The sequence below is a fragment of the Pseudomonas sp. 7SR1 genome, from assembly GCF_900156465.1.
GTDB lineage: Bacteria > Pseudomonadota > Gammaproteobacteria > Pseudomonadales > Pseudomonadaceae > Aquipseudomonas.
The window spans coordinates 307,437-329,952 of the sequence record NZ_LT707064.1 but is presented as its reverse complement, the minus strand read 5'-3'; the positions used below and the strand labels follow the sequence as shown (position 1 = coordinate 329,952).

Sequence of the window (22,516 nt, the reverse complement as noted above, 5' to 3'; positions counted from 1 at the left end):
TACGCCGCCCTCGGCTATACTCCCCAGCATTTTCAAATGCCCGAGGTTTTACTGTGAAGAACTGGACATTGCGCCAACGCATCCTGGCGAGTTTCGCGGTGATCATCGCCATCATGCTGCTGATGGTGGTTGTCTCGTATTCACGGTTGTTGAAGATCCAGGACAGTGAAGAAAAAGTCCGGGCCGATGCGCTGCCGGGGGTGTACTACAGCTCCATGATTCGTGGCGGTTGGGTCGACAGCTACGTCAAGACCCAGCAAATCGTCGGTCTTTCCGGCAATCGCGAAATCACCGCCGAAGACCGGGCGCAATACCAGGGCTTCGAGCAGCACTTGCGCGAGGAAATACAGAATTACCAGAAGTTGATCGAAGATCCCGCCGACCAGGTCTCTTTCGATGAATTCGAGGTCAATCACCAGACTTTCAACCAGGCCCTGGCCAAGGCCCTGGACCTGTATCAGCGCAAGGATTATGAAGGCGCGCGGCAGGTCGTGAACAAGGATTTGACAGCGGCCTGGCTCGACGGACGCGGACATCTGAACCAGATCATCGAGCGCAACCGCGAGTTGGCGGAGCAGGCGGCCGATACCATCGGCACAGCGGTCATGGCAGCCAAGATCGCCATGGGGCTGTCGTTGCTCGTCGCGCTGGTCATTGCCTTGCTCTGCGGCCTGTTGCTGATGCGCGCGATCATGGCGCCGATGAACCGCATCGTGGAGATCCTCGACGTCATGCGCAGCGGCGACCTGAGCGGGCGCCTGAACCTGGCGCGCAAGGATGAATTCGGTGCCGTGGAAACCGGCTTCAACGACATGATGGCCGAGCTGACGGCACTGGTGTCCCAGGCCCAGCGCTCGTCCGTGCAGGTCACCACCTCGGTGACCGAGATCGCCGCCACTTCGCGGCAACAACAGGCCACCGCCACCGAGACCGCCGCCACCACCACCGAGATCGGCGCCACCTCCCGGGAAATCGCCGCCACGTCCCGGGACCTGGTGCGCACCATGACCGAAGTGTCCACCGCCGCCGACCAGGCCTCGGTGGCCGCCGGCTCCGGCCAGCAGGGCCTGGCGCGGATGGAGGAAACCATGCATTCGGTCATGGGGGCCGCCGACCTGGTGAACGCCAAGCTGGCGATCCTCAACGAGAAGGCCGGCAACATCAACCAGGTGGTGACCACCATCGTCAAGGTTGCCGACCAGACCAACCTGCTGTCCCTCAATGCCGCCATCGAAGCCGAGAAGGCCGGTGAATACGGTCGTGGTTTCGCCGTGGTCGCCACGGAAGTGCGGCGCCTGGCCGACCAGACGGCCGTGGCCACCTACGACATCGAGCAGATGGTGCGCGAAATCCAGTCCGCCGTGTCGGCGGGCGTGATGGGCATGGACAAGTTTTCCGAGGAAGTACGCCGGGGCATGGCCGAGGTGCAGCAGGTCGGCGAGCAACTGTCGCAGATCATCCATCAGGTCCAGGCGCTGGCGCCGCGGGTGTTGATGGTCAACGAAGGCATGCAGGCCCAGGCCACCGGCGCCGAGCAGATCAACCACGCCCTGGTGCAACTGGGCGATGCCAGCAGCCAGACCGTGGAGTCCCTGCGCCAGGCCAGTTCCGCCATCGACGAACTGAGCCAGGTGGCCGTGGGGCTGCGCAGCGGCGTCTCGCGTTTCAAAGTCTGATGAGCGACTTCGAGGCCAGACGTGGCACCGCGCCGGCGGCCCGTCAGATGCTGTTCCTGCAGTTTCGCATCGGCAACGAGCGCTATGCCCTGGCGGCCACCGACGTGGTGGAGGTGTTGCCGCGCATGCCCCTCAAGCCGATTGCCCGGGCCCCGTCCTGGGTGGCCGGGGTATTCGCCTGGCGTGGAACGGTGGTGCCGGTGATCGATCTGTGCAGCCTGACCTTCGGCCAGCCCGCCGAGATCCGCACCAGTACGCGGCTGGTGCTGGTGCACTATCGGCCCGAGGGGCAATCGGCGGAGCAGGTGCTGGGGTTGATCCTGGAGCAGGCCACCGATACCTTGCGGTGCGACCCGGAGCAGTTCCAGCCTTATGGCCTGGATAACCGCCAGGCGCCGTACCTGGGGCCGGTTCGCGAAGATGCCCAGGGGCTGCTGCAATGGGTGCGGGTCAACGACCTGCTCGATGAGTCGGTCCGTGCGCTGTTGTTCCCCGCGACGCCGCCGAGCCTTGACCTGCCAAAGGCCCGGCCATGAACAACGACCAGCGTTTTTTCGTTTTCCTTAAGGAGCGCATCGGCCTGGATGTCACCTCCGTGGGCGTGGCCATCATCGAACGGGCCGTACGCCAGCGCATCACCGCCGTGCCAGGGCGAACGGTCGAAGAATATTGGCACTGCCTGCTGCAATCGACCCAGGAGCAGCAAGCACTGATCGAAGCGGTGATCGTCCCGGAAACCTGGTTCTTCCGTTACCCGGAATCCTTCGCGACCCTGGCCCGGCTGGCCGTCCAGCGCCTGACGGCGATCCGGCACCTGCGTGCGCTACGCATTCTCAGCTTGCCGTGTTCCACGGGCGAAGAGCCGTATTCCATCGCCATGGCGCTGCTCGATGCCGGCGTACAGCCTCACCAGTTCAAGGTCGATGGACTGGATGTCAGCCCGCTTTCTGTGGAGCGCGCCCGGGAGGCTCGTTATGGCAGGAATTCATTCCGGGGCGCGGACCTGGCGTTTCGCGAGCGATATTTCACGGCCGACGGGGACGGCTATCGTCTCGGCGAGCGGGTCCGCGAGCAGGTGCGCCTGCAGGTGGGCAACCTGCTGGATCCGGCCTTGCTGGCGAACGAGGCCCCCTACGATTTCGTGTTCTGCCGCAACCTGCTGATCTATTTCGACCAGCCGACCCAACGGCTGGTATTCGAGGTGCTCAAGCGCCTGACCCACCAGGACGGCGTGCTGTTCATCGGTCCCGCCGAGGGCAGCCTGCTGGGGCGGCTGGGGCTGCGCTCGATCGGCGTGCCCCAGTCGTTCGCATTCAGCCGCCAGGGTGTCGCCGAACCGCAGCCGTTGCCCACCCTGGTGCCTGCGCCGCTGCCGCCCCGTGTCGTGCCGCCCGTGGCCCCTGCGCCCGCCCGGCCCCGGCCGTTCATGGCGAGCGTGACGCCAATGGCCTCGCCGAAAGTGGCTCCGACGAAAGTAGCTCCGGCGAAAGACAGCGACGCCGCCACCTTGCTGGCCGATATCGCCACGCTCGCCAATGCTGGCAAAAGCGCCGAGGCGCGGGCCGCCTGCGAGCGATACTTGAGCAACCATCCACCCAAGGCCCAGGTGTTCTACTGGCTGGGCCTGCTCAGCGACATGGCCGGGAATGCGCTCCAGGCCCAGGGTTTCTATCGCAAGGCGCTTTATCTTGAGCCGCAACACGCCGAGGCCCTGGTGCATCTGGCGGCGCTGCTGGCTTCCCAGGGGGACGCGGCCGGAGCCCGTCGATTGCAGGAACGCGCCGCCCGCAGCGGGCGCGCGGCTGACAGTGAGCATCCACGATGAGCGGTTCGGTTTTCCATGACGTCACCCGTGACGATGCCCAGGCCATCGACGATTGCTGGAACCGCATCGGCGTACTGGGGGACAAGTCCTGTCCGTTGCTGGCCGAGCATATTCATTGCCGCAACTGTTCGGTGTATTCGGCGGCGGCCACTCGCCTGCTCGACCGCTATGCCCTTCGACAGGACGACCGGGAGCAGGTCCATGCCCCAGTGGACAGCGATGTTGTCACCCGTTCGCTGCTGATGTTCCGCCTGGGCGAGGAGTGGTTGGCGCTGACCACCCGCAGCCTGGTGGAAGTGGCGCCCTTGCAGCCGATCCATTCGTTGCCGCACCAGCGCTCGCGAGCCCTTCTGGGAGTGGCGAATGTGCGCGGGGCGCTGGTGGCCTGTCTGTCGCTGGTGCAACTGCTGGATCTGGAACCGGGCTCGGCCGCGGCATCCGGTGGACGGATCATGCCGCGCATGCTGATCGTCGCGGCCCAGGGCGGGCCGGTGGTGATGCCTGTGGATGAAGTGGACGGCATCCATGCCATCGACGAACGCATCCTGGCGGCCGCGTCGCCATCTGGCGACAAATACACCCGTGGCGTGCTGCCCTTCAGGGAGCGCAGCCTGCGTTGGCTGGACGAGGAGCAGTTGTTGAGTGCCGTGGCCCGGAGCCTGTCATGACCCCCGATCAGATGCGCGATGCCTCGTTGCTGGAACTGTTCAGCCTGGAAGCCGAAGCCCAGGTCCAGGTGCTGAGCGCCGGTCTGCTGGCCCTGGAGCGCGATCCGACCCAGGTCGAGCACCTGGAGTCGTGCATGCGCGCCGCTCACTCTCTCAAGGGCGCGGCGCGGATCGTCGGGGTGGACGCCGGGGTCAGCGTGGCCCATGTCATGGAGGATTGCCTGGTCAGCGCCCAGGAAGGACGCCTGCGCCTGAGCGCCGAGCACATCGATGCCTTGCTGCAAGGCACCGACCTGCTGACGCGCATCGCCACGCCGGGCAACAGCGTCGGTGCGTCCGATGTCGAAGGATACGTGGCGCTGATGGCCCGCTTGCTCGACCCCTCCGGTGCACCGGCGGCGGTCAGCGCCAGGCCCATCGAGCCCATGCCGATCCAGTTGCCGGAACTGGAGCCAGCGCCCGCGCCCGCGCCCATGGAGCCGGCCCCCAAGGGCAAGCGGGTCAGTGAAGGGGGCGAGCGGGTGCTGCGGGTCACCGCCGAGCGCCTGAACAGCCTGCTGGACCTGTCGAGCAAATCCCTGGTGGAAACCCAGCGCCTCAGGCCCTGGCTGGCGACGATGCAACGGCTCAAGCGCCAGCAAGGCAACGGTTTGCGCGCCCTGGAAGAGCTGAACGTGCACCTCAAGGATCACGCCTTGAGTCTTCAGGCCCAGGAGGCCCTGGGTGACGCCCGGCGCCTGCTGGCCGAGACCCAACAGTTGCTGGCGCAGAAAGTGGCCGAGCTGGATGAGTTTGCCTGGCAGGCCAGCCAACGGGCGCAGGTGCTGTACGACACGGCGCTGGCCTGTCGCATGCGTCCATTCGCCGACGTACTGTCTGGCCAGGCGCGGATGGTCCGGGACCTGGGCCGCAGCCTGGGCAAGCAGGTGCGCCTGGAAATCGAAGGCGAGAAAACCCAGGTGGACCGCGACGTCCTGGAAAAGCTCGAAGCCCCGCTGACTCATTTGCTGCGCAACGCCGTGGACCACGGTATCGAATCCCCGGATCAACGGTTGCTGGCAGGCAAGCCTGCCGAGGGCCTGATCCGCCTGCGTGCCTCCCATCAAGCCGGTCTGCTGGTCCTGCAATTGTCCGACGATGGGGCCGGCGTCGATCTGGAACGGGTGCGCCGCAGCGTCGTCGAGCGCGGCCTTTCGCCCGAGCACACCGCTGCCAGCTTGAGTGAAGAGGAACTGCTGGCCTTTCTCTTCCTGCCCGGCTTCAGCCTGCGAGACAGGGTCACCGAAGTCTCCGGACGCGGCGTCGGCCTGGATGCCGTCCAGCATATGGTCCGGCAGCTGCGTGGCGCGGTGGTACTGGAGCAGACCGCAGGCGAGGGCAGCCGTTTCCACCTGGAAGTGCCGCTGACGCTTTCGGTAGTGCGCAGCCTGGTGGTGGAAGTCGGCGCCGAAGCCTATGCCTTTCCCCTGGCGCACATCGAACGCATGTGCGACCTGGCGCCGGAAGACATCGTACAGGTCGAGGGTCGCCAGCATTTCTGGCATGAAGGCCGGCATGTCGGGCTGGTCGCCGCCAGCCAGTTGCTCAACCGTCCGGCAACCCGCAACAGTGGCCAGAGTCTCAAGGTGGTGGTGATCCGCGAGCGCGAGACGATCTACGGCGTGGCGGTGGAGCGCATCATCGGCGAAAGGACCCTGGTGGTCCTGCCGCTGGACGAGCGCCTGGGCAAGGTCCAGGACATTTCCGCCGGCGCCTTGCTGGACGACGGCTCGGTGGCACTGATCGTCGATGTCGAAGACCTGCTGCGCTCGGTGGACAAGCTGCTCGATACCGGACGCCTGGAGCGCATCGCCCGCCAGGACCAGGCCCAGGCCCCGCGCAAGCGGATCCTGGTGGTGGATGACTCCCTGACCGTGCGTGAATTGCAGCGCAAACTGCTGCTGGGGCGCGGCTACGATGTCGCCGTGGCAGTGGACGGCATGGACGGCTGGAATGCCCTGCGCTCCGAGGATTTCGACTTGCTGATCACCGACATCGACATGCCGCGCATGGACGGCATCGAACTGGTGACCCTGCTGCGGCGCGACAACCGCCTGCAATCGCTGCCAGTGATGGTGGTGTCCTACAAGGATCGGGAAGAAGACCGCCGCCGTGGCCTGGACGCGGGGGCCGACTATTATCTGGCCAAGGCGAGTTTCCATGACGACGCCTTGCTCGATGCCGTGGTGGAACTGATCGGAGGAGCGCGTTCTTGAAGATTGCCATCGTCAATGACATGCCCCTGGCAGTCGAGGCCCTGCGCCGCGCGCTGGCGTTCGAGCCGGCCCACCAGTTGGTCTGGGTGGCTGCCAACGGCGCCGAGGCGGTGCAGCGTTGCGCCGAATACACCCCCGACCTGATCCTGATGGACCTGCTCATGCCGGTCATGGATGGCGTGGAAGCCACGCGCCGGATCATGGCCGACAACCCCTGCGCCATCCTCATCGTCACCGGCGACAGCCAGCAGAACGTGCACCGGGTGTTCGAAGCCATGGGCAACGGCGCCCTGGACGTGGTGGATACGCCGGCCCTGGGCGTCGGCAACCCGGAGGACGCGGCGGCACCGTTGCTGCGCAAGATCACCAACATCGGCTGGCTGATCGGCGAGCGGGGCAGTCGCGAGCGTCCCGTACCGGCGGCCCAACGTGCCGCGGCGTCCCGCAACGGGCTGGTGGCCATCGGTTCGTCCGCGGGCGGGCCGGCGGCGCTGGAAGTCCTGCTCAAGGCCTTGCCACGGTACTTTGGCCCGGCCATTGTCCTGGTCCAGCATGTGGACGAGGTGTTCGCCGCCGGGATGGCCGAGTGGCTCGCCAGTGTGTCGGGCCACAAGGTGCGCCTGGCGCGAAACGGCGAGCCGCCGCAAAATGGCACGGTGCTGCTGGCTGGCACCAACCATCATTTACGCCTGCTGAAAAATGGCACCCTGGCCTACACCGCCGAGCCGGTCAACGAGATCTATCGGCCTTCCATCGATGTGTTTTTCGAAAGCGTCGCCCACTTCTGGAACGGTGATGCGGTGGGTGTCTTGCTTACCGGCATGGGCCGCGATGGCGCACAAGGGCTTAAACTGATGCGCCAGCAAGGCTGCGTGACCATCGCCCAGGACCAGCGAAGCAGCGCGGTGTATGGCATGCCCAAGGCGGCAGCGGCCATCGACGCGGCGACGCAGATCCTGACCCTCGACGACATAGCCCCCCGGCTGGTAGAGATTTTTGCACAATGACAACCCCAGCAGTCCTGGTCAAAGCCGTACTCAGGTGAGCCTCATGAACGAATTACAGCTCGACGATTTCAAGCGTGACGAGAATGCCGCCATGGTCCTTCTCGTCGACGACCAGGCGATGATCGGCGAGGCGGTGCGACGCGGGCTGTCGAACGAAGACAACATCGACTTCCATTTCTGTTCCGACCCGCACCAGGCCATCGCCCATGCCGTGCGCATCAAGCCGACGGTGATTCTCCAGGACCTGGTGATGCCCGGCCTCGACGGCCTGAGCCTGGTGCGCGAGTACCGCAACCACCCGGCCACCCGCGACATCCCGATCATCGTCCTGTCCACCAAGGAGGACCCCCTGGTCAAGAGCGCGGCCTTCGCCGCTGGCGCCAACGATTATCTGGTCAAGCTGCCGGACAATATCGAACTGGTGGCGCGCATCCGCTATCACTCGCGCTCCTACATGATGCTGTTGCAGCGGGACGCGGCCTATCGCGCCCTGCGAGTCAGCCAGCAGCAACTGCTCGACACCAACCTGGTGCTGCAACGCTTGATGAACTCCGATGGCCTGACCGGCTTGTCCAATCGCCGGCATTTCGACGAGTACCTCGAGCTCGAATGGCGGCGGGCGATCCGGGACCAGTCCCAGCTGTCGCTGCTGATGATCGACGTGGACTACTTCAAGTCCTACAACGACAACTTCGGTCACCTGGAGGGCGACGAGGCCTTGCGCAAGGTCGCTACGGCGATCCGAGACGCTTGCAGCCGGCCATCCGACCTGCCGGCTCGATACGGGGGAGAAGAGTTCGCCCTGGTCCTGCCCGGTACCTCGCCCGGCGGTGCCCGGTTGATGGCCGAGAAGCTGCGCCAGAGTGTGGTCGCCCTGAAAATCCCCCACACCACGCCCGACGGCGGCGAGAACCTGACCGTCAGCATCGGTGTCTCCACCGTCACGCCGCAGCAGGGTGGCGATTGTCGCCAGTTGATCTCGGCGGCGGACAAGGGGCTGTACATGGCCAAGCACAATGGCCGCAACCGGGTGGGGATCGAATGACCTTGGGTCGATGATGCACGCGGCTGTGGCGAGGGGATTTAGCGAAACGTCGCACCGCCCCTCGCCACAGGGGGTACCAGGCCCGGTCTTGATCTCATTGCCCCTAAAGCCGCCAGGCGGGCTGCCGCTGGCGCTTGATTACGTTATACTCGCCGGCTTTCAAAAGTTCGCCAACGAGTGCTGCCCGCCATGGAAATCAACCCGATCCTTAACACCATCAAGGACCTGTCCGAGCGCTCCGAAACTATTCGGGGGTATCTTTGACTACGATCAAAAGCATGAGCGTCTGACCGAGGTCAATCGCGAGCTTGAAGATCCGAGTGTCTGGAACAAGCCTGAGTACGCCCAGGAACTGGGCCGCGAACGTTCCGCGCTGGCGCAGATCGTCGAGACCCTGGACGAGTTGTCCAGCGGCCTGGCCGATTGCCGCGACCTGCTGGACATGGCCGTCGAAGAGAACGACGAAGGCGCGGTCGCCGACGTGGTCGCCGAACTGACACGCCTCGACGAGTCCCTGGCCAAGCTGGAATTTCGCCGCATGTTCAGCGGCGAGATGGACATGAACAACGCCTACCTGGACATCCAGGCCGGATCCGGCGGCACCGAAGCCCAGGACTGGGCCAACATCCTGCTGCGCATGTACCTGCGCTGGGCCGACAAACGCGGTTTCGACGCCACCATCATGGAGCTGTCGGCCGGTGAAGTCGCCGGGATCAAGGGCGCCACCGTGCACATCAAGGGCGAATATGCCTTCGGCTGGCTGCGGACCGAGATCGGTGTTCACCGCCTGGTGCGCAAGAGCCCCTTCGACTCCGGCAACCGTCGCCACACCTCGTTCTCGGCGGTGTTCGTCTCCCCCGAGATCGACGACAAGGTGGAAATCGAGATCAACCCGGCGGACCTGCGCATCGACACCTACCGTTCCTCGGGCGCCGGTGGCCAGCACGTCAACACCACCGACTCGGCCGTGCGGATCACCCACGTACCGACCAACACCGTGGTGAGCTGCCAGAACGAACGCTCCCAGCACGCCAACAAAGACACCGCGATGAAGATGCTCCGGGCCCGCCTGTACGAGCAGGAGATCCAGAAGCGCAACGCGGCCTCCCAGGCACTGGAAGACAGCAAGTCCGACATCGGTTGGGGTCACCAGATCCGTTCCTATGTACTCGATGCCTCGCGCATCAAGGACCTGCGCACCAACATCGAACGCAGTGACTGCGACAAGGTGCTCGACGGCGACATCGACGAATACCTGGAAGCGAGCCTCAAACAAGGGCTGTAACGCAACACCCATGCGGCGGGCGGGCAGGCTTGCATGAAAGCGCTGCTCGCCGGCAAACCCTGGCCCCGGGGCCGGGGGCAACGAACCTGTGATGGAATCCTTTAAGACATGAGCGACCTAGAACTCGACCCGCAAGCCCTGCAACAGGAAGAAAACTCCCTGATCGCCCTGCGCAAGGAAAAGCTTGCTGCCGAGCGCGCCAAGGGCCAGGCCTTCCCCAACGACTTCCGCCGCGACGCCTACTGCGACGTGCTGCAGAAACAGTATGCGGACAAGACCAAGGAAGAGCTGGCAGAGGCGGCGATTCCAGTCAAGGTGGCCGGTCGTATCATGCTCAACCGTGGTTCCTTCATGGTGATCCAGGACATGACCGGTCGCATCCAGGTCTACGTCAACCGCAAGACCCTGCCGGAAGAAACCCTGGCCGCCGTCAAGACCTGGGACCTGGGCGACATCATTGCTGCCGAAGGCACCCTGGCCCGTTCCGGCAAGGGCGACCTGTACGTTGAAATGACCAGCGTGCGCCTGCTGACCAAGTCCCTGCGCCCGCTGCCGGACAAGCACCACGGCCTGACCGACACCGAGCAGCGCTATCGCCAGCGCTACGTCGACCTGATCGTCAATGAAGACGTGCGCCAGACCTTCCGCGTGCGTTCCCAGGTCATCGCCCACATCCGCAGTTTCCTGATGAAGCGCGACTTCCTCGAAGTCGAGACGCCGATGCTGCAGACCATTCCTGGCGGCGCGGCGGCCAAGCCGTTTGAAACCCACCACAATGCACTGGACATGGAAATGTTCCTGCGCATCGCGCCGGAGCTGTACCTCAAGCGGCTGGTGGTCGGTGGCTTCGAGAAAGTCTTCGAGATCAACCGCAACTTCCGTAACGAAGGTGTTTCGACCCGGCACAACCCCGAGTTCACCATGCTGGAGTTCTACCAGGCCTACGCCGATTACGAAGACAACATGGACCTGACCGAGGAGCTGTTCCGCGAGCTGGCGCAACTGGTGCTGGGGACCACCGACGTGCCGTACGGCGACAAGGTGTTCCACTTCGGCGAGCCGTTCGCGCGCCTGTCGGTCTTCGACTCGATCCTCAAGTACAACCCGGACATCACCGCGGCCGACCTGCAGGACATCGAGAAAGCCCGTGCCATCGCCAAGAAGGCCGGCGCCAAGGTGCTCGGCTTCGAAGGCCTGGGCAAGCTGCAGGTGATGATTTTCGAGGAACTGGTGGAGCACAAGCTGGAGCAGCCGCACTTCATCACCCAGTACCCGTTCGAAGTGTCGCCGCTGGCTCGCCGTAACGACGAGAACCCGAACGTGACCGACCGCTTCGAGCTGTTCATCGGTGGTCGCGAAATCGCCAACGCCTACTCCGAGCTCAATGATGCCGAAGACCAGGCCGAGCGTTTCATGGCCCAGGTGGCCGACAAGGACGCCGGCGACGACGAAGCCATGCACTACGATGCCGATTTCGTCCGGGCCCTCGAATACGGCATGCCGCCCACCGCCGGTGAAGGCATTGGCATCGATCGCCTGGTGATGTTGCTGACCAACTCGCCGTCGATCCGGGATGTCATTCTCTTCCCGCACATGCGGCCCCAAGCGTAAGTGCTTCATTTAAAAAGCCGCCTATCACAGGCGGCTTTTTATTGCCTGTCTGGTACAAACGTATCAATTGGTTACTTTTGAAATAGCGAGGAAAGACCTGTCGTGAATCGTGCAATGGCTCAAGAAGGTGCAGCGGGCGTCGCCACCGCTGTCGCTGAAAGTGTTCAGTACCAGGGTCGCAAGGCCAGCCGACAGGGCAGTGAACAGCGTCGCCAGAAGATTCTCGATGCGGCCATGCGTATCGTGGTGCGCGATGGCGTGCGGGCGGTGCGACACCGGGCGGTGGCGGCCGAGGCCGGTGTGCCATTGTCGGCCACCACCTACTATTTCAAGGACATCGATGACCTGCTCACCGATACCTTCGCCCAATACGTGGAGCGCAGCGCGGCCTTCATGGCCAAGCTGTGGACCAACAACGAAGGGCTGCTGCGCGAAATGGTCGCCTATGGCGACGGCAGCCCCGAATCCCGCTCGCAACTGGCCGACGATATCGCCCGGATGACGGCCGACTACGTGCAGCATCAATTGCACAGTCGTCGCGACTACCTGATGGCCGAGCAGGCCTTCCGCCAGGAAGCGCTGCTCAACCCGCGCCTGGCGGACCTGGTGCGTTCCCACCAGCAGATCCTGTTGCATGGCACCTGCCAGTTTTTCCAGGTGTTGGGCTCCCGCGAGCCGCAACAGGATGCCAAAGTGTTGACGGCGATTATCGGTCGGATGGAATATCAGGGCTTGCTCAATGGCGCCGAGCCGGTCGCTGAAGAAGACATGCTCGGTATCCTGACCCGCTACATGCACCTGGTACTGGCGTCGGTGTAAACACCCGGTCCCCCTGCGGACAACGCATCGTGTGCCTAGGGAGTTCGAATGAAAGCCTGGCGTGTCGTTGTCATGGCTGTGTCGTTGCTGCTGCTCAGCGGCTGCCTGGTGTCCTTCACGGCGCCGTTGCCCGACAGTGAGGCCGCGCCCCAAGGCCTGCTGGGTCACTGGACCAGCACCAATGCCTGGGGCGAGCCGCTGAACCTGGAGCTGACCCAGGTCGGCAGGCACCGTTACCAGGCCATCACGTACTTCAGGGCCCGCCCCCAGGAGCGCGAGGCCATCGCGCTGACCGTGTCCCGTCATGGCAGTCGCTGGTACCTGTCGGCCAAGGTCCCGGCCCGGTATGGCGGGCACTACGTGATCGCCGGTTTCGAACTGACCGACAAGCAGGAACTGGTGGTCTACAACCTGGACATGGAACAGATCAACCAGGCCATTGGCCAGAAAATCCTCAGCGGCCAGCCGAATCACAGCGAAGAGGGCGACGGCGTGCTGGTGGACAGCGACATGGGCAGGGTCTTCAGTTACCTCGACGATCCGGCCAATTCCGACGTGTTCTCGGAAGCCGTGCGCTACCAGCGGCTCAAATCCCGGTAGACTCCAGGCCCATTACTGCAACAAGCGGACGTTTTTTCACAGGAGTTCCGGGTGGACGAATACCAGCAGACGATACGCACCTTGTCCGATCGCATAGTGCTGGCGCAAACGCCGATTCGCATTCTCGACGCGGTGAAATGGGACGAGAACATCCGCAAGGGGTTTCTCAAGGCCAAGGGCAAGGAATTGCCCGCCGTGGACCGCGACTATTACCTCAACCGACCGTTGTCCTTCGACTCCAGCGGGGTAAAGCTGGAGTTCCAGAACATCGAGCGGGACATCACCCGCCAGCTGGGGCAATTCAACCCGGTCGGCCAGATCATGCGTCGCATGTGCAAGGAGTACCGCATGGTGGTGCGCATGCTCGAAGCGCGCGGCACCGAGGATTTCGGGCTGATTTCCCAGGAACTGTATGGCGCCGCCTCCGATGCCTTCCATGCCGGCGACCCGACCCTGTCCGATCTGGGCCTGATGCTTTCCGACTACCTGAACAACATCGACGGCCGTGGCGATCTGAAGGATGAGCCGAAAGTGCTCAGCGCCAAGGAGGCGGTCAGCCTGCTGCAGCATCGCCTCAACCGTGTCTTCGGCGAGGCGGAGGAGACCATCCGGGTTTTCGAGTCCGACGGGATCGTGGCCGACGCGGCGGCGGGTGCCGACTACATCAAGATCCGTACCGACGCGATGTTCAACGAGCGGGACGTGCGCGCCCTGGAGGTCCACGAAGGCCTGGTGCATGTGGGCACCACCCTCAACGGGCTGAACCAGCCGATCTGCACCTTCCTGTCCAAGGGCCCGCCCTCGTCCACGGTCACCCAGGAAGGCCTGGCGATCCTGATGGAAATCATCACCTTCGCGTCCTACCCCAGCCGGCTGCGCAAGCTCACCAACCGCACCCGGGCGATCCATATGGTGGAAGAGGGCGCCGACTTCCTGCAGATCTTCGAGTTCTTCCGCGAGCAGGGCTTCGAGATGGCTGAAAGCTACGGCAACGCCAGCCGGGTCTTCCGTGGCTCGGTGCCGACCGGTCTGCCATTCACCAAAGACTTGTCCTACCTCAAGGGCTTCATCATGGTTTACAACTACATTCAGCTGGCCGTGCGCAAAGGCAAGCTGGAGCAGGTGCCGCTGCTGTTCTGCGGCAAGACCACCCTGGAGGACATGCGCACCCTGCGCCAATTGGTGGACGAAGGCCTGGTGGTGCCGCCCAAGTACTTGCCCGAGCAGTTCCGCGACATGAACGCCCTGTCGGCCTGGATGTGTTTCTCCAACTTCCTGAACCACCTGAGCCTGGATCGGATCGAAGCGGATTATTCCAATATCCTTTGAACACAACACCCACTCCTGTGGGAGCGAGCTTGCTCGCGACAGCGTCAGGACAGTCAACATAGCTGTGACTGCACCGCCCCTATCGCGAGCAAGCTCGCTCCCACCAGGGGGGTATGTTTCAACCCTGATCTTGCGAGGTTTCACCGGATGCGAATCCTCGGCATCTTTTGCCTGCTATTGGTCCTGAGCGGTTGCAGCTCACTGCTGTTCTACCCCGAGCGCGGTCTGCCATTTACCCCTGAGCGGGCCAGGCTCGAGTACCGCGACGTGACCCTGACCACCGCTGACGGCCTCAAGCTGCGGGGTTGGTGGCTGCCCGTCAAACCAGGCGTGGAGCTCAAGGGCACGGTGCTGCACTTGCACGGCAATGGCGGCAACCTGGCCTGGCACCTGGGCGGCAGTTGGTGGCTGCCGGAGCAGGGGTATCAGGTGTTGATGGTCGATTATCGCGGCTACGGCCTGTCCGAAGGGGAGCCGAGCCTACCGGCGATCTACCAGGACATCGATGCGGCTTTCCAGTGGCTGGACCAGGCGCCCCAGGTCCAGGGCAAGCCACTGGTGCTGCTGGGCCAGAGCCTGGGTGGCGCTCTGGCAGTGCATTACCTGGTGGATCATCCGCAGCGCCAGCGGCAACTCAAGGCCCTGGTGCTGGACGGCGTGCCCGCCAGTTATCGCGACGTCGGACGTTTCGCCCTGAGCACCTCCTGGGTGACCTGGGCCTTCCAGGTGCCGCTGTCCTGGCTGGTGCCCGATGGCGACAGCGCCATCGGCTCGGTGTCTGGACTGACCGGTGTGCCGAAATTGATCTACCACAGCCTGGACGATCCGATCGTGCCGCTTTCCAACGGCATCCGTCTGTATCAAGCTGCGCCGCCGCCGCGGGTGCTGCAACTGACCCGCGGCGGTCACGTGCAGACGTTCGCCGACCCGGTCTGGCGCACGGTGATGCTGCGCTATCTTGATGACCCGCAGCATTTCGACGGCCTGCGCCGCCTCGGCGAAGTCCCCAACTACCCGAAAACCTCCGCTGAATCTCCAGAGAGCACGCAATGAGCGAAGAACGTAATGCCATCCCCCTGATCATCACCGGTATCTGCAGCATCCTCGGCACCGTTGCGGTGCTCTGGTACTACGGTTACCTGCACTTCGCCAAGCCCGAGGATGCGTTGCTGCTCAGTGACTTCACCATGCTCAAGACGGTGCCGGGCGAAGACTACAAGGTCTCCCTGGAACCGGCGCCCCAGGTGGCCCAGTGCATCGACGGCGTGCTGGTGCTGTTCGACACCGAACAGAAAGGCCTGACCGGGGTGCTGATCAACAACAAGAAACGTGCGGTGCGGTGCATGGGGCAGGAGACGCCGCAGAAGCTCCAGCCGTAACCACAAGGGCGCTACAGTCTCCCTGTAAGAGCGAGCTTGCTCGCGATGAAGGCGATCAGCCAACGCCTATGTCGACTGATCTGCCGCCAGCGCGAACAAGCTCGCTCCCACAGGGGAGACGATGGGCTCAACAAAATGTGTGCGGCCATGAAAAAGCCCCGCCTGATTGAAGTCAGGCGGGGCTTTTTCGTTGCACTCAGCCGATCAGTTGGCGCTCATGGTCGAACGCGGAGCCACTGGCTGATTGTCGTTGGAAATGGTCACTTCCACCCGACGGTTCATGGCGCGGCCCGAGACGCTGGTGTTGTCGGCCACCGGGAATTCCTTGCCATAACCCTGGGTCACGATGCGGGCCGGGTCGACGCCCATCTTCACCAGGGCGGTGCGCACGGAGCTGGCGCGGCGCTCGGACAACGATTGGTTGTAGGAGTCCGAACCGGTGCTATCGGTATAGCCTTCGATGATCACCTTGCGGTCCGGGTTTTCCTGGAGGAACTGCGCCAGTTTGCTCACGTTGGTCATGCCGCTGGCGCGCAGGTCAGACTTGTTGGTGGCAAACAGCACGTCGCCGAAGGTCACCAGCGTACCGCGCTCGGTCTGCTTGGCGTTGAGGCTGTCCTGCAGCTGCTTGATCTGTGCGTTACGGGCTTCCAGCAGCGCGCGGGCACGTTCGTCACCGGCGTTTTTCAGCTCGGCTTCGGCGTTGCGCAGGGCGATGGTCTGCTTGGCTACTTCAACACGCTGGTTGGTCAGGTAGGCCAGTTGGTCGACCTTGGCTTCGTCTTCCTTGTCCATGTAGGCCTTGTCGGCCTTGGCCAGGAAATCGGCGGCTTCCTTGGTTTCCAGTGCGGCGACCTTGGTGGCCGCCGGATCGGCCTGCAGGCCGTTGTAATTGGTGCGGGCCTGTTCCAGGTTCACGTTCGGGTCGTGGGAGCAAGCGGCCAGGGATACGCAGGCGGCAAGCAGGGCGGGCATCATCAAGTGTTTGTGCATCATAGTCGGTCGTCCTTTTATCAATGAACAATACGTCGAGGCATGAATGAATTACTGAACAACCTTGTTCATGCCTTCCTGACGCAATTCCTGAACCCCTTTCTGAGAGTCCTTGAGTGCCTGTTCAGCCTTGGCGGCCTGGGCCTTGCGCTCAGCGACGCGCGCGTCCCACTCGGCCTGTTCGGCCAGTCGCCGGGCTTCTTCGTAGTTCTTGTCGTGCATCGCGATTTCGGCTTGCTTGAGCTTGTCCTGGGCGGCCTTCATTTCCACCGCGGCGAACTCGGTGCCGCCGGCGCTGACGGCGCTGTTGACCGCCGATTGCGTTACCGCGTACTGCTCCGACGGTGGGTTGCCGGCGCAACCGGCCAGGATGAAGCTGCTACCGATGGCCAGGGCGGCCAGCTTCAGACCGCGCAGGCCATTGATCGAGGGTTTGGCAGTGCAGGTATTCATAGGCTTCAACTCCATTGGAAAACTCCTGGGAAACAAAAAATCCATGCTGAAACCGAAGCCGGGACGCCTGTTTGCCGCTGACGGCAGGGTGCGTTTATTTAAACGACCGTTCCAGTATGGTTACTCGGTGTGACCCGAGGCGTTTTTCAAAAGTTCAGCGAAGATGGCCAATCGCCAAAAAGCATTGCTGACTGATCGGTCAACCGAAAAAAAGCTGAACTTTCAAGGCGCGCAGCGGTATGGGGAGGGGGTTTGAGAAGGGGCTGCAGACTGCCCGGGGCCGCGATCCGCCTGCGTGTTCGAGCGAGCGGATCGCGGCCTTCGACAGCTTCCAGGCGCAGAGGGCAGGGGAAGTCAGTGCTTGGATTTATCGTTCTGCGAGCAAAGCTCATGCAGATGACGACGGGACAGGGCGAGAAACCGCGGCGTCGGGCCGACGTCTTCATACAGCGGATCGCCTTCTTCGTCGGTGGCAACCACGTGGGAACCCTTCACATAGGGGAAGCTCGCTTCCAGCTCCTCCAGCGCGGCGCCAATCAGTTCGCCGAGCAGTTCCTCGGGTTGGCGCTTGGGGTACATCTCGCAGATCGCCGCCAGGCGTGCGGCGGCTTCCACATCCAGATGAATCGTGTAGCCGGTCTGGGTCAGATGACCCTTGGCGTTTTCTTCCCAGTGCTGGGCGAGTTCACGGATCTTCATGATGGCCTCAGTCAGTCTGCTCGTGGCAGGCGCGGTGAATGGCAAGCCGTTGTGTGGCTTATCTAAAAGACTAGAGCGCCGTTGCACGCAAGCGTTCATTTCTTGACGAGCGGCGGGTACTCGGCGGGCAAGGCTGCGCGAGTCGTCCGTCATGGCCAAGGACACTGCGCAGCCTTGAGCCCGTTCTTCGCTTGTCATACACGACGGGCATCGGCACTCTCTGTCTCATGCGTCTCACCCGATAGCTGTCCGGACCTATTTGCTGGAGAACTGCTGATGACCGATATCGATGCACGCTTGCGCGAGGATGTTCACCTGCTCGGCGAGTTGTTGGGCAACACCATTCGCGAACAGTACGGGGACCGGTTTCTCGACAAGATCGAGCAGATCCGCAAGGGCGCCAAGGCCGACCGGCGTGGTTCCGTGGATGCCGAACTCAGTGCCAGCCTCAACCAGTTGAGCGAGGATGAACTGCTGCCGGTGGCGCGGGCTTTCAACCAGTTCCTCAACCTGGCCAACATCGCCGAGCAATACCAGCTCATCCACAGGCGTGACGAATCACAGCCGGCGCCTTTCGAGGCGCGGGTGTTGCCCGAGCTGCTCGCCCGGCTTCGGGCCGAGGGGCATGGCGCCGAGTCCCTGGCCCGGCAACTGGGCCGGCTGGAGATCGAACTGGTCCTCACCGCCCACCCCACGGAAGTGGCCCGTCGCACGCTGATCCAGAAATACGACGCCATCGCCGCGCAACTGGCGGCCCAGGATCATCGCGATCTGACCGCCGCCGAGCGGGCGCAGATTCATCAGCGTCTGCAACGACTGATCGCCGAAGCCTGGCACACCGAGGAAATCCGTCGCACCCGGCCGACACCCGTGGACGAGGCCAAGTGGGGGTTCGCGGTCATCGAGCATTCGTTGTGGCAGGCCATCCCCAATTACCTGCGCAAGGCCGACCAGGCCCTGCTCGCCGCCACCGGGCTGCGCTTGCCGCTGGAGGCCGCGCCCATCCGCTTTGCCTCGTGGATGGGAGGTGACCGCGACGGCAACCCGAATGTCACCGCCGCGGTCACTCGTGAAGTGTTGCTGCTGGCGCGGTGGATGGCGGCAGACCTGTACCTGCGTGACGTCGATCAACTGGCCGCCGAGCTGTCCATGCAAAAGGCCAGCGATGCCCTGCGTGCCCAGGCCGGAGACAGTGCCGAGCCTTATCGGGCCGTGCTCAAGCAGTTGCGCGAACGCTTGCGGGCCACCCGCAACTGGGCCCAGGCTTCCCTCAAGGCCACTACGCCGGCCCCGGCGCAAGTGCTGCAGAACAACCGCGAGCTGCTCGATCCCCTGGAACTGTGCTACCAGTCGTTGCACGACTGCGGCATGGGGGTGATCGCCGACGGGCCGCTGCTCGATTGCCTGCGCCGGGCGGTGACGTTCGGCCTGTTCCTGGTGCGCCTCGACGTACGCCAGGACTCGACGCGCCATACCGCCGCCATGACCGAGATCACCGATTACCTGGGATTGGGCCGTTACGGCGACTGGAGCGAAGAGCAGCGCATCGGTTTCCTGCTGGATGAGCTGAACAACCGGCGTCCGCTGTTGCCGGCCAACTTCAAGCCATCGGCCGACACGGCGGAAGTCCTGGCCACGTGTCGGGAAGTGGCGGCGGCGCCAGCGGCGTCGCTGGGCTCGTACGTGATCTCCATGGCCGGTGCGGCCTCCGATGTACTGGCGGTGCAACTGCTGCTCAAGGAGGCCGGCGTGCTGCGGCCGATGCGCGTGGTGCCGTTGTTCGAGACCCTGGCCGACCTGGACAATGCCGGGCCGGTGATCGAGCGACTGTTGCTGCTGCCGGGCTACCGTTCGCGCCTGCAAGGGCCGCAGGAAGTGATGATCGGCTACTCCGACTCGGCCAAGGACGCCGGGACCACGGCGGCGGCCTGGGCGCAATACCGCGCCCAGGAACGGCTGGTGGACATCTGCCGGGAGCAGCAAGTCGAACTGCTGCTGTTCCACGGCCGTGGCGGCACCGTGGGCCGTGGTGGCGGTCCGGCCCATGCGGCGATCCTGTCCCAGCCACCGGGTTCGGTGGCGGGGCGTTTCCGCACCACCGAGCAGGGCGAAATGATTCGTTTCAAATTCGGCCTGCCGGATATCGCCGAACAGAACCTCAACCTGTACCTGGCCGCAGTGCTGGAAGCGACCCTGCTTCCGCCGCCACCGCCGACGCCCGAATGGCGGCACCTGATGGACGAACTGGCGGCCGACGGGGTCAAGGCCTACCGCGCCGTGGTGCGGGAAAACCCGCAGTTCGTCGAGTATTTCCGCCAGTCCACGCCGGAGCAGGAGCTGGGCCGCCTGCCCCTGGGCAGCCGGCCGGCCAAACGCCGGGCCGGCGGTATCGAAAGCCTGCGGGCGATCCCATGGATCTTCGGTTGGACCCAGACCCGCCTGATGCTCCCGGCCTGGCTTGGCTGGGAAACCGCCCTGGGCAAGGCCCTGGAGCGCGGCGAGGGCGAACTGCTGGGACAGATGCGCGAGCAATGGCCGTTCTTCCGCACCCGCATCGACATGCTGGAGATGGTGCTGGCCAAGGCGGACGCCGACATCGCGCGCTCCTACGACGAGCGTCTGGTGGAACCGGCGCTGAGACCTTTGGGTGCGCATTTACGCGACCTATTGTCGCAGGCCTGTTCCGTGGTCCTGGGGTTGACCGGTCAGTCGCAACTACTGGCACATAGCCCAGAGACGCTGGAATTCATTCGCCTGCGCAACACCTACCTCGACCCGTTGCACCTGCTGCAGGCCGAACTGCTGGCGCGCTCGCGGCAGCAGGAGGTGGCCCAGGGCAGCCCCGTGGAACAGGCGTTGCTGGTGTCTGTGGCAGGGATTGCCGCCGGTTTGCGCAACACCGGCTAAGCTCAGGCAGCGCTGCGAAACGGCTCGCCCGGTGACGCCGGGCGATGCGAGGAGCCAGGGAAAGCAGGTCGACCAGGCGACAGTTTGTTGCCCGGTTGCGACGTTCGCCACCTCCTCCAAAGGTCGCGTCGAGCGCGGGTTCCTCCGACTTTCGGCGGCTTGTGTGGGTCGGGCCTGCTGTGTATCTTGATCAGCCTTTGGCCGTTTGGGCGGCCACGATCCTGTTTTTCCGAGATTGGCCCCACGAGGCGAATCCGAGCGTTTTACATAAAAAAATTGAGGAGCACATCGATGCGCGTCATTCTGCTGGGAGCTCCCGGGGCCGGTAAAGGTACTCAGGCAAAGTTCATCACTGAAAAATTCGGTATCCCGCAAATCTCCACCGGCGACATGCTGCGTGCTGCGGTCAAGGCCGGAACCGAGCTGGGCGTCAAGGCCAAGGGCATCATGGATGCCGGTGGCCTGGTGTCGGATGACCTGATCATTGCCCTGGTCAAGGATCGTATCGCTCAACCCGACTGCGCCAACGGTTTCCTGTTCGACGGTTTCCCGCGCACCATCCCGCAGGCCGAAGCCCTGGTCACCGCTGGCGTGGAGCTCGATCACGTGGTCGAGATCGCCGTCGATGACGAAGAGATCGTCCAGCGCATTGCCGGGCGTCGCGTCCACGAGCCTTCGGGCCGTGTGTATCACACCGTCTACAACCCGCCTAAACTCGCGGGCAAGGACGATATCACCGGTGAAGCACTGGTGCAGCGCAAGGACGACACCGAAGAAACCGTGCGTCATCGCCTCTCGGTCTACCACTCCCAGACCAAGCCGCTGGTGGACTTCTACCAGAAGCTGTCCGCCGCCCAGGGCAAACCGAAATACAGCCATATCGAAGGCGTCGGCTCGGTGGATGCGATCACCGACAAGGTGCTCAAGGCGCTGAGCTGAAAAAACGATCCGCTGTTCCAACTCCGGCCCGCTTGCGGGCCGGAGTTGTTTATACTGGCGCACTTTTTTCCCCTGATTGACGGATACATCGATGAGCACCCTGCTGGCCCTGGACACCGCGACCGAAGCTTGCTCCGTTGCCTTGCTGCACGACGGCAAGGTCACGAGCCATTACGAGGTGATCCCCCGCCTTCACGCGCAGAAACTGCTGCCGATGATCCAGCAGTTGCTCAGCGATGCCGGAACCACCCTGCAGGCGGTGGATGCGATTGCCTTTGGGCGTGGACCGGGGGCATTCACCGGTGTGCGCATCGCCATCGGCGTGGTGCAGGGGCTGGCGTTTGCGCTGGAGCGCCCGGTGTTGCCGGTGTCGAACCTGGCGGTGCTGGCCCAGCGGGCGTTGCGTGAGCAAGGTGCCCGCCAGGTGGCCGCCGCCATCGACGCCCGCATGGATGAGGTGTATTGGGGCTGCTATCGCGAAATCGACGGCGAGATGCGCCTGGTGGGCCAGGAAGCGGTGATGCCGCCCGAGGCCGCGGCTTTGCCGCCCGGAACGGATGGGCAATGGTTCGGCGCTGGCACCGGATGGGGCTATGGGGCACGAATCGCCGTGAACCTCAGCGGCCAGGATCCGACAATGCTGCCGCACGCCGAAGACCTGCTGGCCCTGGCGCGTTTCGCCTGGGAGCGCGGCGAAGCCATCCCCGCCGACGACGCCCAACCGGTTTACCTGCGGGACAAAGTCGCCACGCCCAAGTCCGAACGCTAGAACCGATCTTGGCCAGAACGCTGCTGTGGTTGTGGCGAGGGGATTCATTCCCGCCGGGGCGCGAAGCGACTCCCGATAGTGTTGCGCTTTGCGCTTGGTGGGCGAATGCTGCCCGTTCGAGCGGGGATGAATCCCCTTGCCACACATCTATTCGTCTGCACAGGCGCATCCGCCGCCAAAGTCATCTGCCCTCGCAAAAGTCACATCCGATATCGCCAGTCGTCACTTTTTTTGCCGGTTTTTAAACCTTTTTGGCT

20 protein-coding genes are annotated in these 22,516 nt (G+C 63.8%); 17 read left to right on the top strand and 3 right to left on the bottom strand.

Translation table 11 applies throughout. The features are described from left to right. The first annotated feature begins 53 nt into the window (after positions 1-53). The 14 genes from BW992_RS01590 (at position 54) to BW992_RS01525 (ending at position 15,499) form a co-directional block, all read left to right on the top strand. Entirely contained in the window at positions 54-1,676 is a 1,623-nt protein-coding gene (locus BW992_RS01590) for a methyl-accepting chemotaxis protein (RefSeq protein ID WP_072388052.1), read from the top strand. Beyond that, complete coding sequence (locus BW992_RS01585) at positions 1,676-2,212, top strand: chemotaxis protein CheW (protein ID WP_072388050.1); 537 nt, start codon at positions 1,676-1,678, stop codon at positions 2,210-2,212. Before BW992_RS01590 ends, BW992_RS01585 begins: the two co-directional genes overlap by 1 nt. After that, positions 2,209-3,501, top strand: coding sequence for a CheR family methyltransferase (locus BW992_RS01580; RefSeq protein ID WP_076405377.1), 1,293 nt, complete (start codon positions 2,209-2,211; stop codon positions 3,499-3,501). The genes BW992_RS01585 and BW992_RS01580 overlap by 4 nt, the downstream gene beginning before the upstream one ends. Then, positions 3,498-4,169: a chemotaxis protein CheW gene (locus BW992_RS01575; protein ID WP_072388046.1), complete on the top strand. Its 672-nt coding sequence runs from the start codon at positions 3,498-3,500 to the stop codon at positions 4,167-4,169. Before BW992_RS01580 ends, BW992_RS01575 begins: the two co-directional genes overlap by 4 nt. Next, positions 4,166-6,424: a hybrid sensor histidine kinase/response regulator gene (locus tag BW992_RS01570; RefSeq protein ID WP_076405375.1), complete on the top strand. Its 2,259-nt coding sequence runs from the start codon at positions 4,166-4,168 to the stop codon at positions 6,422-6,424. The genes BW992_RS01575 and BW992_RS01570 overlap by 4 nt, the downstream gene beginning before the upstream one ends. Next, positions 6,421-7,431, top strand: a complete 1,011-nt coding sequence (locus tag BW992_RS01565) for a chemotaxis response regulator protein-glutamate methylesterase (RefSeq protein ID WP_076405373.1) — start codon at positions 6,421-6,423, stop codon at positions 7,429-7,431. The genes BW992_RS01570 and BW992_RS01565 overlap by 4 nt, the downstream gene beginning before the upstream one ends. Before the next feature lie 43 nt (positions 7,432-7,474). Continuing rightward, positions 7,475-8,476: a diguanylate cyclase domain-containing protein gene (locus BW992_RS01560; RefSeq protein ID WP_072388040.1), complete on the top strand. Its 1,002-nt coding sequence runs from the start codon at positions 7,475-7,477 to the stop codon at positions 8,474-8,476. A gap of 189 nt (positions 8,477-8,665) precedes the next feature. Further along, positions 8,666-9,761, top strand: a protein-coding gene (gene prfB / locus BW992_RS01555) for a peptide chain release factor 2 (RefSeq protein WP_103893945.1) whose coding sequence is annotated in 2 segments (ribosomal slippage) — positions 8,666-8,737 and positions 8,739-9,761 — 1,095 coding nt in all. Because the reading frame shifts where the segments join, the coding sequence is not laid out codon by codon here. 108 nt (positions 9,762-9,869) lie between these two features. Next, on the top strand, positions 9,870-11,372 hold the full coding sequence (gene lysS, locus BW992_RS01550; protein WP_072388038.1) for a lysine--tRNA ligase: 1,503 nt from the start codon (positions 9,870-9,872) through the stop codon (positions 11,370-11,372). A 102-nt stretch (positions 11,373-11,474) separates the two neighbouring features. Continuing rightward, positions 11,475-12,191, top strand: a complete 717-nt coding sequence (locus tag BW992_RS01545) for a TetR/AcrR family transcriptional regulator (RefSeq protein ID WP_076405371.1) — start codon at positions 11,475-11,477, stop codon at positions 12,189-12,191. Between the two features lie 48 nt (positions 12,192-12,239). Beyond that, the gene (locus BW992_RS01540; RefSeq protein ID WP_072388034.1) at positions 12,240-12,791 is read left to right on the top strand and encodes a hypothetical protein; all 552 of its coding nucleotides are present in this window, start codon (positions 12,240-12,242) and stop codon (positions 12,789-12,791) included. A gap of 51 nt (positions 12,792-12,842) precedes the next feature. Beyond that, positions 12,843-14,120, top strand: a complete 1,278-nt coding sequence (locus BW992_RS01535) for a flavohemoglobin expression-modulating QEGLA motif protein (RefSeq protein ID WP_072388032.1) — start codon at positions 12,843-12,845, stop codon at positions 14,118-14,120. A 147-nt stretch (positions 14,121-14,267) separates the two neighbouring features. Next, the gene (locus BW992_RS01530) at positions 14,268-15,173 is read left to right on the top strand and encodes an alpha/beta hydrolase (RefSeq protein WP_072388030.1); all 906 of its coding nucleotides are present in this window, start codon (positions 14,268-14,270) and stop codon (positions 15,171-15,173) included. Next, positions 15,170-15,499: a hypothetical protein gene (locus BW992_RS01525; protein ID WP_072388028.1), complete on the top strand. Its 330-nt coding sequence runs from the start codon at positions 15,170-15,172 to the stop codon at positions 15,497-15,499. Before BW992_RS01530 ends, BW992_RS01525 begins: the two co-directional genes overlap by 4 nt. A gap of 204 nt (positions 15,500-15,703) precedes the next feature. On the opposite strand, the gene BW992_RS01520 is transcribed toward BW992_RS01525, so the two are convergent. From BW992_RS01520 to BW992_RS01510, 3 genes are all read right to left on the bottom strand, one after another. Continuing rightward, positions 15,704-16,492, bottom strand: coding sequence for an OmpA family protein (locus BW992_RS01520; RefSeq protein WP_072388733.1), 789 nt, complete (start codon positions 16,490-16,492; stop codon positions 15,704-15,706). 51 nt (positions 16,493-16,543) lie between these two features. Continuing rightward, positions 16,544-16,960, bottom strand: a complete 417-nt coding sequence (locus BW992_RS01515) for a DUF4398 domain-containing protein (RefSeq protein ID WP_072388026.1) — start codon at positions 16,958-16,960, stop codon at positions 16,544-16,546. A gap of 339 nt (positions 16,961-17,299) precedes the next feature. Continuing rightward, positions 17,300-17,644 (bottom strand): pilin assembly protein, encoded by a 345-nt coding sequence (locus BW992_RS01510; RefSeq protein WP_072388023.1) that lies wholly within the window; start codon positions 17,642-17,644, stop codon positions 17,300-17,302. 276 nt (positions 17,645-17,920) lie between these two features. Here BW992_RS01510 and ppc point away from each other — a divergent pair, with 276 nt between their 5' ends. The 3 genes from ppc to tsaB all read left to right on the top strand — a co-directional run bounded on the left by ppc (position 17,921) and on the right by tsaB (position 22,259). Continuing rightward, positions 17,921-20,551 carry a phosphoenolpyruvate carboxylase gene (ppc, locus tag BW992_RS01505; RefSeq protein ID WP_072430833.1) on the top strand — a complete coding sequence of 877 codons (2,631 nt, stop codon included), beginning with the start codon at positions 17,921-17,923 and terminating at the stop codon, positions 20,549-20,551. A gap of 291 nt (positions 20,552-20,842) precedes the next feature. After that, positions 20,843-21,490, top strand: a complete 648-nt coding sequence (gene adk, locus BW992_RS01500) for an adenylate kinase (protein WP_072388018.1) — start codon at positions 20,843-20,845, stop codon at positions 21,488-21,490. 91 nt (positions 21,491-21,581) lie between these two features. Continuing rightward, positions 21,582-22,259 (top strand): tRNA (adenosine(37)-N6)-threonylcarbamoyltransferase complex dimerization subunit type 1 TsaB, encoded by a 678-nt coding sequence (tsaB, locus tag BW992_RS01495; RefSeq protein ID WP_072388016.1) that lies wholly within the window; start codon positions 21,582-21,584, stop codon positions 22,257-22,259. Positions 22,260-22,516 lie beyond the last annotated feature (257 nt).

Coding starts and splice junctions, on each gene's coding strand:
- BW992_RS01585 (WP_072388050.1), top strand. CDS start 1,676: ATGAGCGACTTCGAGGCCAGACGTGGCACCGCGCCGGCGGCCCGTCAG.
- BW992_RS01580 (WP_076405377.1), top strand. CDS start 2,209: ATGAACAACGACCAGCGTTTTTTCGTTTTCCTTAAGGAGCGCATCGGC.
- BW992_RS01575 (WP_072388046.1), top strand. CDS start 3,498: ATGAGCGGTTCGGTTTTCCATGACGTCACCCGTGACGATGCCCAGGCC.
- BW992_RS01570 (WP_076405375.1), top strand. CDS start 4,166: ATGACCCCCGATCAGATGCGCGATGCCTCGTTGCTGGAACTGTTCAGC.
- BW992_RS01560 (WP_072388040.1), top strand. CDS start 7,475: ATGAACGAATTACAGCTCGACGATTTCAAGCGTGACGAGAATGCCGCC.
- lysS (WP_072388038.1), top strand. CDS start 9,870: ATGAGCGACCTAGAACTCGACCCGCAAGCCCTGCAACAGGAAGAAAAC.
- BW992_RS01540 (WP_072388034.1), top strand. CDS start 12,240: ATGAAAGCCTGGCGTGTCGTTGTCATGGCTGTGTCGTTGCTGCTGCTC.
- BW992_RS01530 (WP_072388030.1), top strand. CDS start 14,268: ATGCGAATCCTCGGCATCTTTTGCCTGCTATTGGTCCTGAGCGGTTGC.
- BW992_RS01525 (WP_072388028.1), top strand. CDS start 15,170: ATGAGCGAAGAACGTAATGCCATCCCCCTGATCATCACCGGTATCTGC.
- BW992_RS01520 (WP_072388733.1), bottom strand. CDS start 16,492: ATGCACAAACACTTGATGATGCCCGCCCTGCTTGCCGCCTGCGTATCC.
- BW992_RS01515 (WP_072388026.1), bottom strand. CDS start 16,960: ATGGAGTTGAAGCCTATGAATACCTGCACTGCCAAACCCTCGATCAAT.
- BW992_RS01510 (WP_072388023.1), bottom strand. CDS start 17,644: ATGAAGATCCGTGAACTCGCCCAGCACTGGGAAGAAAACGCCAAGGGT.
- ppc (WP_072430833.1), top strand. CDS start 17,921: ATGACCGATATCGATGCACGCTTGCGCGAGGATGTTCACCTGCTCGGC.
- adk (WP_072388018.1), top strand. CDS start 20,843: ATGCGCGTCATTCTGCTGGGAGCTCCCGGGGCCGGTAAAGGTACTCAG.
- tsaB (WP_072388016.1), top strand. CDS start 21,582: ATGAGCACCCTGCTGGCCCTGGACACCGCGACCGAAGCTTGCTCCGTT.